The organism is Nocardia sp. NBC_00511, assembly GCF_045161165.1.
In the GTDB taxonomy this organism is placed as follows: domain Bacteria; phylum Actinomycetota; class Actinomycetes; order Mycobacteriales; family Mycobacteriaceae; genus Nocardia.
In genome coordinates this window covers 7,606,351-7,616,593 of the sequence record NZ_CP107849.1, presented here as the reverse complement: position 1 = coordinate 7,616,593, position 10,243 = coordinate 7,606,351, and the positions used below count along the sequence as shown (strand labels likewise).

General features: G+C 67.9%; 8 protein-coding genes and 4 tRNA genes. 3 read left to right on the top strand and 9 right to left on the bottom strand.

The genetic code is table 11. The features are described from left to right. Nucleotides 1-65 precede the first annotated feature (65 nt). The 6 genes from OG300_RS35455 to OG300_RS35430 all read right to left on the bottom strand — a co-directional run bounded on the left by OG300_RS35455 (nt 66) and on the right by OG300_RS35430 (nt 2,252). Nucleotides 66-767, bottom strand: a complete 702-nt coding sequence (locus OG300_RS35455; RefSeq protein ID WP_405498807.1) for a polyprenol monophosphomannose synthase — start codon at nt 765-767, stop codon at nt 66-68. 127 nt (nt 768-894) lie between these two features. Then, the gene (locus OG300_RS35450) at nt 895-1,065 is read right to left on the bottom strand and encodes a hypothetical protein (RefSeq protein ID WP_405488635.1); all 171 of its coding nucleotides are present in this window, start codon (nt 1,063-1,065) and stop codon (nt 895-897) included. 101 nt (nt 1,066-1,166) lie between these two features. After that, nucleotides 1,167-1,243: transfer RNA gene (locus OG300_RS35445), tRNA-Phe, on the bottom strand. A gap of 63 nt (nt 1,244-1,306) precedes the next feature. Beyond that, a tRNA-Asp gene (locus OG300_RS35440) sits at nt 1,307-1,380 on the bottom strand. Nucleotides 1,381-1,419: 39 nt separating this feature from the next. Continuing rightward, a tRNA-Glu gene (locus OG300_RS35435) sits at nt 1,420-1,492 on the bottom strand. Nucleotides 1,493-1,586: 94 nt separating this feature from the next. Then, nucleotides 1,587-2,252: a TetR family transcriptional regulator gene (locus tag OG300_RS35430; protein ID WP_405488633.1), complete on the bottom strand. Its 666-nt coding sequence runs from the start codon at nt 2,250-2,252 to the stop codon at nt 1,587-1,589. A gap of 1,255 nt (nt 2,253-3,507) precedes the next feature. Between OG300_RS35430 and OG300_RS35425 the strand changes: the two genes are divergently transcribed. The 3 genes from OG300_RS35425 (at nt 3,508) to OG300_RS35415 (ending at nt 5,490) form a co-directional block, all read left to right on the top strand. Next, nucleotides 3,508-3,580, top strand: a tRNA-Lys gene (locus OG300_RS35425). A gap of 136 nt (nt 3,581-3,716) precedes the next feature. Beyond that, the gene (locus tag OG300_RS35420) at nt 3,717-4,313 is read left to right on the top strand and encodes a DUF937 domain-containing protein (RefSeq protein WP_405488631.1); all 597 of its coding nucleotides are present in this window, start codon (nt 3,717-3,719) and stop codon (nt 4,311-4,313) included. A 208-nt stretch (nt 4,314-4,521) separates the two neighbouring features. Continuing rightward, nucleotides 4,522-5,490, top strand: a complete 969-nt coding sequence (locus OG300_RS35415; protein ID WP_405488629.1) for an acyl-ACP desaturase — start codon at nt 4,522-4,524, stop codon at nt 5,488-5,490. Nucleotides 5,491-5,559: 69 nt separating this feature from the next. Here OG300_RS35415 and OG300_RS35410 read toward each other — a convergent pair whose 3' ends face one another. The 3 genes from OG300_RS35410 to OG300_RS35400 all read right to left on the bottom strand — a co-directional run bounded on the left by OG300_RS35410 (nt 5,560) and on the right by OG300_RS35400 (nt 10,236). After that, nucleotides 5,560-7,233 carry a dynamin family protein gene (locus OG300_RS35410; protein ID WP_405488627.1) on the bottom strand — a complete coding sequence of 558 codons (1,674 nt, stop codon included), beginning with the start codon at nt 7,231-7,233 and terminating at the stop codon, nt 5,560-5,562. Further along, a complete protein-coding gene (locus OG300_RS35405) occupies nt 7,230-8,981 on the bottom strand; it encodes a dynamin family protein (protein ID WP_405488625.1) in 1,752 nt (583 codons plus the stop codon). The genes OG300_RS35410 and OG300_RS35405 overlap by 4 nt, the downstream gene beginning before the upstream one ends. Before the next feature lie 64 nt (nt 8,982-9,045). Continuing rightward, nucleotides 9,046-10,236: a hypothetical protein gene (locus OG300_RS35400; protein ID WP_405488623.1), complete on the bottom strand. Its 1,191-nt coding sequence runs from the start codon at nt 10,234-10,236 to the stop codon at nt 9,046-9,048. Nucleotides 10,237-10,243: the final 7 nt, after the last annotated feature.

The window sequence follows — 10,243 nt, the reverse complement described above, 5'->3', positions numbered from 1 at the left end:
CAGCCCAAATTGATCCCACTGTGCCCGCGACCCGCGGGGTCGGAGCACGAGAGTTCGAGAGTCGGTTAGACCTGACGGCCGAACAGGAGCTTCCACGGCATCGCGGCCGATTCCAGCTGCACCTTGAGGCTCATCTTGGACGCGCCCTTGGTGCGCTCCTCGAAGCGGATCGGCACCTCGGCGATCGTGAAGCCCTTCTTGACCGTCCGGTAGTTCATCTCCACCTGGAACGAGTAGCCGTTCGACTTGATGGAGGCCACGTCGATGGCGCGCAGCGTGTCCGCCTTCCACGCCTTGAATCCCGCAGTGGCGTCCTTGACGCTCAGCCGCAGGATGGTGTTGACGTAGAAGTTGGCCCAGGCCGACAGCGCCTTGCGGTACCACTTCCACTCCGCGGCGGTGGAACCGCCGGGGACGTAACGGGATCCGAGCACCACACCCGCGTCGGTGGTCTCCAGCTTCTCCAGCATGGCGGGAATGACCTCGGCCGGATGCGAGAGGTCGGCGTCCATCTGGATCACCACGTCCGCGCCCTCGTCCAGCGCCCGGGTGATACCGGCGATGTAGGCGCGGCCGAGGCCGTCCTTCTCCGTCCGGTGCAGCACGCTCACCTGGTTCGGCAGGTCGGCGGCCAGCTTGTCGGCCACCTCGCCGGTGCCGTCGGGTGAATTGTCGTCCACCACCAGCACATGCAGGTCGGCCACCGGTAGCGCGGTCAGCCGCTCCACCGCCACGGGCAGGTTCTCCCGCTCGTTGTAGGTCGGCACCACCACGGTCACCTTCAAGGGTCGCCCTCCCGCTCGATCGTTGTCTAGGCTCCGGAAACCGTACCTGGTCCGCCTGAGCGCTCAGTGAGCGCACCGACCGGGCGCGTGTCCCCCCGCAACCTCCGGATCAGTCGTCATCCTCATCAGCGCGCCGATTCCGTTCTCGCACAATATCCAACGCGCGCTCCGCTGTCGCTTTATCGGGATACGGCCCCATCCGATCCCCCACCCAACAGCTCTTCCCCTGCTCGGCCTTGTGATGCGAGATGCAGTAGTACCACTGGTTGTCCTCAGCCATGACTCCAGGATTCCACCAAGATCAAAGGGAGAGGTGAGAACACGCGAAGAAGACCCGCCAACGCAAGAAGACCCCACCCGAAGGTGGGGTCTTCTCGAAACTGGTGGCCAGAGCCGGGATTGAACCGGCGACCTTCCGCTTTTCAGGCGGACGCTCGTACCAACTGAGCTACCTGGCCGTAGGCACCCGATTCGAATGCCGAGCTTTGTTGCACTTCTCGCGTCGCAAGATGTGTGTCTTGCGACCCTGACGGGACTCGAACCCGCGACCTCCGCCGTGACAGGGCGGCGCGCTAACCAACTGCGCCACAGGGCCTTGCTCTTGCTCCTACAACGATGCGTACTGCCATCGTTGTACCCCCTACGGGATTCGAACCCGCGCTACCGCCTTGAAAGGGCGGCGTCCTAGGCCGCTAGACGAAGGGGGCCCGCCAGATTTCTCTGGACCGTTTGCTTGCAACGGCTTCCGTTGGGAGCGGAGATAGCTTATGACAGGCTCCGCCTTATTCCCAAATCTGCTGGTCAGAGTCCCAAATTGAGATCTTCCAGCCGGGCGGAGACGCGCCAGCCCACGCGGCGGAACTCCTCGGCCCACTCGGGGGTCGCGGCACCTTCCACGATCACCTCGAGGGCTTCGGCGAACCGGGAGCGCAGATCCACCGGACCCGCCAGCACATCGGCGATGTAGCGCTGGCCTGCCAGCGCCGCCGCCAAGGTGCGGGTGAAGCGGTCCGGATCGGCGTCCGGGCGTAATTGCTTGTGCTCGGTCGCGCGCACCGTGAGCGAGCGGATGGCCTTACCCAGGATGCGGCCGCCGCCGGCCTGGATGTCGCGATAGAACTCCGGTTCGATGATGAGCCGGAACTCGGCCTGGATGATGATGTCGTTCTCCAGGCGCAGGGCGATCTCGTCGATCATCCCGTGCAGCACGTCGAGCGGACCGAGATCCGTTCGGGCCAGCCATCTTTCGGTCGATGCCCGGTAGCGGTCGACCGCCGCCTCCAGTACCGCTCGGGCCAGATCCTCCTTGGAATCGAAGTGAAAGTACATGGCTCCCTTGGTCGCCCGGGAACCTTCCAATATGCGGTTGAGTGATGCAGCGGCATAGCCGCTCTTCCCGAACTCAACGGCGGCGGACCTGATGATCGCCGCGCGTGTCCGGCGGGCCCGCTCTTGTTGCCGTGCCATGCTCGAAACGCCTCCGAAGCTAGCTACCGTCGCTGACCGAACGCGCGGCCCCGACGCAAAGTTACGTGTCTTTCAAATACCTAAAAGCGGGCTTTCGCCCGAAATACCAATCTTTTGGTACGAAAAAGCGCGAAAAACTTGAAACACACCAACTGGTATAGTTTTTCCCGCCCGGGTGCACCGCAGGGGGTGCGCACCCGGGCGATCAGGTCGTCTGGTCCGCCTCCCCGCAGCTTCATCTGTTGGAGCCACGATCGGCCTGACCGGTCGCGACCCTTTCGGGCAACTTCAACGATAAGCCGAATCCCGTGTCACCGGGGCAATCCCGGTTCTTCGGGAATTCACCAGTCGGTCACCGTACCCGCAAGGCGCACCCAGCGTGATGTGTACCGGAGAGTCAGTTAGCCAGTACGCCTCCTATGAGAAACCGCAATTTCCCAGCTACTCAATGGATGATCGTCTCTAATCGACGAATTCGCCCATATCCCACCGATGTTCGGCCATTCGCAACAGCCCGGTCGCGGCGTCCACGACGACACCGCATCACCATCGGCCGAACGCCCGCACCCCGGCGCCGATTCCGGCCGATCCCCGCCCCCTGTTCCAAATAGATTGCCACACATCACCATTGGATGATATTCGCATGCCCGGGCAACCAAACAAATTGAGTGGCAACGCGATTGCCGGACCCCGCGCAACCGGCAGTCAGCGCCTGCTTACCCGAGCGTGACGGTGGCGGTCGCTCCGGCCGCGACGACAACGACATCCCGCGGGCGTGACGGATCCCCATATCCGCCCCGCCACACCCACTCTCCGCGTGGACCCCCACCCGACCCCGGAAAATTTCCGGAGCCCCCAACCTCGCGGTGACGCACCGACCGGTCCGCACCCTCACAGCGCCACATCGTCCCCCCATCGCAAGTGCGCAACGCCCGGAGCCACACCGATCGGCACGACCGGTCACCCCAACGGCACGCCGCGTCACCACCGAAGCACCCCGAACCCACCGGTATTTGCCCCGAGCCCGCCCCGCATCTGCCCCATATCTGCCCCACCGGATATCCGCCCCACGACCGCGCCACACGACCGCGCAGCGCCCACCCGCACCCGCGTCACCCCCGGCGCTACGGCGCTCACCCACGTCCCACAACGCGCCGAGCGCCCAGCATGACCTGCGCAAACCTGTGCTCCCCGAGCACAATCGGATACTCATTTAACAGTTGCGCCCCCGGCCTATTACACTCACATCCCGCACGCCCCTATAGCTCAGTTGGTAGAGCTACGGACTTTTAATCCGCAGGTCCCAGGTTCGAGCCCTGGTGGGGGCACACGTCTGCGCAGGGGCCCGGAACCATACCGCCGGGCCCCTCGCCACATCCGCGAATCTGTGGCAATCTGTCCGGATTTCACCTACCGTGACCTGAGCAGAGCTTTTCCCGGGAACCACCATCACAGGCGGAGTTCATGACTTCCTTCGATGACCTGCTCTCCAATGTCCCCGTCGCACAGATCGCCGAGAAGCTCGGCGTCGACGAGGCCACCGCGAAGACGGCGATCAGCGCGGCCGTCCCGGTCCTACTCGGCGGATTCCAGGCACAGGCCGGCAACCCCGAGACCGGATTGAACCTGGAGAACGAAGTCGCCAACCAGCCGCACGCCCTGCTCGACGGCGGCGTCGACATGAATCAGGTCAACACCGACAACGGCAGCCAGATCGTCGATCAGACCTTCGGCGCTGAGAAGAACACGGTGATCAGCGCGCTCGGCAACGTCGGCGGCAGCAATATCAGCCAGGATCTGATGGGCAAACTGCTGCCCATGCTCGCCCCGATCGTGCTGGCCTACCTGGGCAAGAAGGCCCTCGGCGGCGGAAGCGGCGGCGCGGCGGCACAATCCGGCGGCGGCGGCGGTATCGGCGACATTCTCGGTAGCCTGTTGGGTGGGGCCACCGGAGGCCAGGGCGGCAGCGGCGGTCTCGGCGACATTCTCGGCAAGGCCATGGGCCAGAACGCCGGCAACGTACTCGGCAATGTGCTGGGCGGATTGCTCGGGAAGAAGTAATGGTGCACCGGATCTCGGTGCGCGGCTAACGAACTGCGGCCCATGGCGATAGTCATCGCTGTGGGCCGTTGGTCTTATGACATCCCTCACCCGGACCGCAATGGCGCACAGATGAGTTTCACATCACCCTACGGTCACGTAAGGTATGGGCGCGGCGGCAGGCCGGCGAGGGTACGACAGCACCAGGCACGACACGAAGGGCACATGTATGGCAAAGGATCTGACTCAACTCGAGCTGCTGACGGAGTTGGAGCCGGTTGCCGCGGAGAACGTCAACCGCCACTTCTCCCTGGCCAAGGAATGGCATCCGCACGACTACGTGCCGTGGGACGAAGGTCGTAACTTCGCCGCCATGGGTGGCGACGACTGGGACCCGTCCCAGTCCCGGCTGAGTGAACTGGCCAAGGCCGCCATGATCACCAACCTGCTCACCGAGGACAACCTGCCGTCCTACCACCGTGAGATCGCCGAGAACTTCTCCCAGGACGGCGCCTGGGGCACCTGGGTCGGCCGCTGGACCGCCGAGGAGAACCGCCACGGCATCGTGATGCGCGACTACCTCGTGGTCACCCGCGGCGTGGACCCCGTCGCCCTCGAAGAGGCGCGAATGATCCACATGACCAACGGATTCGCCTCTCCCACCGAGGCGGACGCCGGATTCCTGCACTCGGTCGCGTACGTGACCTTCCAGGAACTCGCGACCCGCGTCTCGCACCGCAACACCGGTCGCGTCTGCGACGACCCGATCGCCGACCGCATGCTGCAGCGCATCGCCGCCGACGAGAACCTGCACATGATCTTCTACCGCAACCTCTGCGCTGCGGCCCTGGACCTTTCGCCGGACCAGGCCCTCGACGCCATCACCCTGATCCTGGAGAACTTCCAGATGCCGGGTGCGGGCATGCCCAACTTCCGTCGCAACGGCGTGATGATGGCCAAGCACGGCATCTACGACCTGCGCCAGCACCTCGAAGAAGTGGTGAACCCGGTGCTGAAGAAGTGGCGCATCTTCGAACGCGACGACTTCACCGCCCGCGGTGAGGAGACCCGTGAGCGCCTGGGCCTCTTCCTCGAGAAGCTCAGCAAGGACGTCGTGAAGTTCGAAGAGCAGCGCGACAAGATGCTGGCCCGCGAAGCGGCCAAGCGGGACAAGGAATTCGCCAACAGCGCCCGCTGACCAAGGCAACGTGAACGGCCCCTCGTGACGAGATCACGAGGGGCCGTTCGTTTGTTGTCGTACCGATGCTCAGGCGGGGCCGCGCGGCGGCAGCACCCGGGCCGCGCCCGGTGGCGGCAGCACGCGCGCGGCACCCTGCGCGACGCGCGGGATCCGGGCCGGACCGCGCGGCGGCTGCGGGATCGCGGGATTGCGCGGTGGCTGCGGGATCGGCTGGGGTTGCGGGATCGGCCGTGGCGCAACGAGTCCGGGCCGCGGGGTGTCCCCCGTGGCGCGCGACGACATCGCCAGGGTCGTCACCAGTGCCTCCGCGCTGCGGATCGCGGCCTGGCAGGCGGCGACCGTGGGCGCGTCCAGCAGCGGATTCTCCAGCTGCGCACGCCAATACGCGATGGCGTGCAGGGCCGCGTCCAACTGCGCGACCCGCCCCGCGTCCGGCGCCAGCCCCAGCCGCCGCGACGCGGCGATGCCGTGACCACCCAGCAGCCGGGCCAGGCGATCCCGGTCCTTGGCCGCCAGCCGCAGCCCGTGCAGTGCCGCCAGATAGCGCAGTTCGGTGAAGGCGTGGGTGTCGGCCAGCAGCCGATCGACCCGATGCGTCAGGCGTTCGATGCCGGAACCCCGGTGCCGCAGCAGGATCCGGCGCAGTGTCTGCAACGCCGAATGCGCCTTGAGCTGTTCGTTGCGCTCGCCGAAACGGGCGTTCAGGGTGGCCCGCAGTTCGTCCAGACCGCTGCGGCGCAGCAGCTCGTCGGCCAGCGCGGGCGCGTCCCGGATGCCACCGCGGATCATCGCGACCGCCACCCGAATACCGAACGGGCCGAACGCGTCCAGCAGATGCGCGCGCTCCTCCACCGCCACCGGCAGATCCGTGGTCGGTGCCACGAACCGCGCGACCGAGATCAACGCCGCGTCCAGCTGGTCCGGGGACAGTGCGGCCAGCGCGCGCAGCGCCGTGAACTCGTGCTGACGCAGGGTCTGCCCGCGCAGCGCCAGCAGGCCCGAGACCGGCAGGAAGTCCTGGTGCAGGCCGCGCAATTCCGGTGCGTGCGCGAGCATGTCGCTCATCCGGCGGGCCGGGGCCAGCGATTCGCCGCGACCGCCCTCGGCCTCGTCGGCACGCGAGAGCACGCCCAGGATGCCCAGCGGGCCCGCGCCCGCCGTCATCCGCTCCTGAACCTGTTGCAGCAGTTCGATATCGGCGGTCTGCAACTGGCGCATCAGGTAGACGACGGCGTCCGCCTCGCAGCGACCGTCCTCGGGAGCCAGCAGCCGCAGCGTGCGCTCGGAGACATCCGCCGAATTCGACGAGGTGCCGGGCGTATCGACGAGCGTGTACTCGCCCAGCAGCGACGACGGCCAGCCGACCTCCAGCCGCTCCACCCGGTCCGCGGCCACGCCACCCAGATCCAGTTGCAGGCGACCGTCGCGGCGCCGCACCGGCAGATTGCGGTGCTGCCCGTCTGCGGTGAGGGTGATGCGCGGGGCGGCCGACCGCTGGAACCAGGTGACGATCCGGGTGCACTCGGTGGCGTCGGTCGGCGCGATCTCCTCACCCACCAGCGCGTTCAGCAGCGTCGACTTACCGGCCTTCAGGGTGCCCGCCAACGCGACCCGCAGCGGCTCGTCCAGGCGGCGCTCGCACGCGGTCAGCTCGGCGGCGGTCCGGGCATCGGTGCCCAGTTCGGCGCGCGCGGCCCGCAGCATCGAGCGCGCCACCTCGATCTCGCTGCGGGCGTTCACGATTGGGCCTCGGTGACGAACCCGGCCGCGCGCACTCGCAATTGACGCAGCTGCCCCAGCCGCGCCCGCACCTCCTCGATCCGGGCGGCCCGGCGGCCCTCGTGGGTGTTGCTCGCCTCCTGCGCCGCGATCAGGGCGTCGTTCACCGTGCGCAGCATCTCCTCGGCCAGGTCGGTGAAGTGGTCGCGCAGGGTGCGCTGCACTTCCCGCAACTGTTCCTTGGATTCCTTGTTGACCTGGAAGACGACCTCGTCCATCAGCCGCGCGACCGCCTGCTTGGCCTCGGCCTGGCGGCGCGTCTTGAGGGTCTTGCGGTCCTCCCAAAAAGTATTGGCGCCCAGTAGGACACCCGCGCCGATCGAATACGGGTTGAGCAGCGCCAGACCCAGCAGGCTGGTCGCCAGGCCCACCATCAGCACGCCACCGTAGGAGCCGCGCAGGCTGGTGATGACCCGCTGCGGGATGCCCGCCTTGCGACTGTCCAGGGCCGCCAGGTCACCCACCGGGCGCACGATGTCCGCGCCCGCGCGCAACCGCAGCGCGGGCACCGAGAGTCGGCCCTCCTCCTCGAAGCGCAGCGCCACCTTCCGGGCCAGATCGTCCGAAAGACGCTGTGCCAGAACGAAATTCTCGGTGACAGCGGTCGTCACCCGGTCGTTCAACTGCTCGGCGAACGACTTCCAGCGACGGGCCGGATCACCCGCCATGATCTGCTCGTCGGAGTCACGGATGATCTCCCGCAGGCGATTTCGCAGATCGTGCTCGACCGCGACACTCAGCTCGGTGACGCCGTCACCGAGCACGTACTGCCAGTTGGCGGTCCGCCTGCGCAACGCCTCGGCGGCCGCCCGGGCCGCCTTGATGTCCTCGACCAGCTCGGCGCCGCGCACCGGATCCTGAAGAGCCGCCAGCTCGGTGTCCAACGCGAGCGAGACATGATCGGAGACCACCCGCACGTCGTGCACCACCGTCTCGCGGGCCAGCGCCTCGGTCCGGGACAGGATGTGGCCACGCACGAAATCGACGAGTTGCGGTATCCCCGACTCGGTTTCGAGCTGCGGATCCCGCAGGCGATGCGCGGTGCGATGCATGGCCGCCGACACCGGCAGGATCGCGAAACCGAAACCGGCATTGGTGAGATGCTTGCGATCGGCCTGCTGGATGTCGGCCCAGTGCGGATAGCTGTCGATCTTGTTGAGCACGCAGGCCACCGTCGGGCAGAGCTGGTGGATCTGCTCCAGGAACCGCACCTGCGGCGCGGTCAACTCCTGACTGGCATCCGACACGAACAGCACCGCGTCCGCCTCCGCCACCAGCGCCAGGGTGCGCGCCATCCGCCGCGCGTCCACACCCGTGATCCCCGGCGCATCCACCAGCACCAGGCCCTCGGCCAGCAGCTCCGCCGTCGCCCGCACCTCCCGGACGGACGAATCCCGTTGCGCCGCCGCCGGACCGGTCACCGGCTCCCCGTACTCGATCACCACCGGCACCGGCGAATCCGTGCCCGCCGGGCACACATCCGCCGACACCAGGGCGTTCACCAGCGAACTGATGCCCTTCTTCGACTCACCCGTCACCACCATCCGCACCCGCGGATCGGTGATGCGGGTGCGGGCCGCGGCCAGTCGCCGCGTCAGATCGGCGCGACCAGCGGCATCGGTCAGCGACCGCAGCTCGTCGAGCAGCATCGCCATCGGCAGCACCTGCTCGGAATGCTTCGCCGAACCGGCGACAACTGAAGCGGACACGATCCGCCTCCTTCCTGATGAATGTCCGCGCCCGACCCCGGAAATCGAGGCCGGGCGCGGTGGCTCAGTGGTGGATGTCGGTGGTCGCGACGTGCGAATCGGTGCCGGTGTGCGTGAGCGCGCCACCGTCGTCCGAGGTGAGACCGGTCGACAACGAGGTGCCCGCATCCGAGAGACCGGTGTGGTCGGGCGTGGTCGACGTTCCCGCCGTCACATCGGTGGCATGCGAGACATCCGGTGTGCTCACCGGTGCGACCGTCGCGTGATCCACACTCGCCACCGTGCTCGCCACTGGAGCCGGAGCCGAAACCGGTTGCGGCGCAGCAGCCGCCACCGTCCCCGCATCCGCACCCGTCGCCGCGTGCGACGAATCCGCCACCGGCGCGGCCGGAGTAGCGGCCGGAGCCGAAGCACCACTCGACAGCAGCGCGCTCACATCCGAGGTGTGCGCGGTGTTGGCACCGGTACCCAGATCGGCCGAGGGTGCGGCCGTCGCGGGTGCGGAGTGCGCGTCAGTACCGGTCGGAGCCGTCGAAGGTGCCGGGGCCGGAGCGGCCGCGGCTCCCGTATCCGCGTGCGGCGCAGCCGAAGCCGAGGCACCACCGTTATCCGCCTGCGGGGCAGTCCCCACCGGGGCACCGCTCGGGGCCGCCGTCGGTGCCGGAGCGGCGGTGGGTGCCGCCGGGGCGTGGGCGGCGGTCGGCGAAGTGGCCGGGGCCGGAGTCGCGGCCGGAGTCGTCACCGCACCATGGGGTTCGGTGGCGGCAGGCGTGGTGGCAGCCGTGGTCGCCGGGATGGAAGCCCCCGGAGTCCCGGCAGGGATGGAAGCCCCCGGGGTCCCGGTCGGGATCGAAGCCCCCGGAGTCCCGGTCGGGATGGACGCGCCGGGAGCCTGCGCAACCCCGATCGAACCGGCTCCGCCCACAACCGAAGTCGCGCCGAGCCCGGCCCCACCGACCGCAGTGGTCGCACCGAGCGTGGCCCCGGACGGCTCAGCCACCGGATGTGCGGCGGTCCCCGCCGTACTCGCACCCAGCGACGGTGACGCCGCACCCAGATCAGCCGTCGGCGCGAGCGCCGCATGCCCCGACGCCCCGGTCAACGAGGTCACTCCCGAAGTCTGCTCGGCAGCCTGCCCGACCGTGCTGGTAATCGGCTGATTCGCGATATCCGTATGCACCAGCGCCGAAGCCGGAGTAGCCGCCACCGGCTGCACCGCCGCCACCGACGGCGCGGCCACCGCACTCGCCGACACCGGAGCA

Coding starts and splice junctions, on each gene's coding strand:
- OG300_RS35430 (WP_405488633.1), bottom strand. CDS start 2,252: ATGGCACGGCAACAAGAGCGGGCCCGCCGGACACGCGCGGCGATCATC.
- OG300_RS35420 (WP_405488631.1), top strand. CDS start 3,717: ATGACTTCCTTCGATGACCTGCTCTCCAATGTCCCCGTCGCACAGATC.
- OG300_RS35415 (WP_405488629.1), top strand. CDS start 4,522: ATGGCAAAGGATCTGACTCAACTCGAGCTGCTGACGGAGTTGGAGCCG.
- OG300_RS35450 (WP_405488635.1), bottom strand. CDS start 1,065: ATGGCTGAGGACAACCAGTGGTACTACTGCATCTCGCATCACAAGGCC.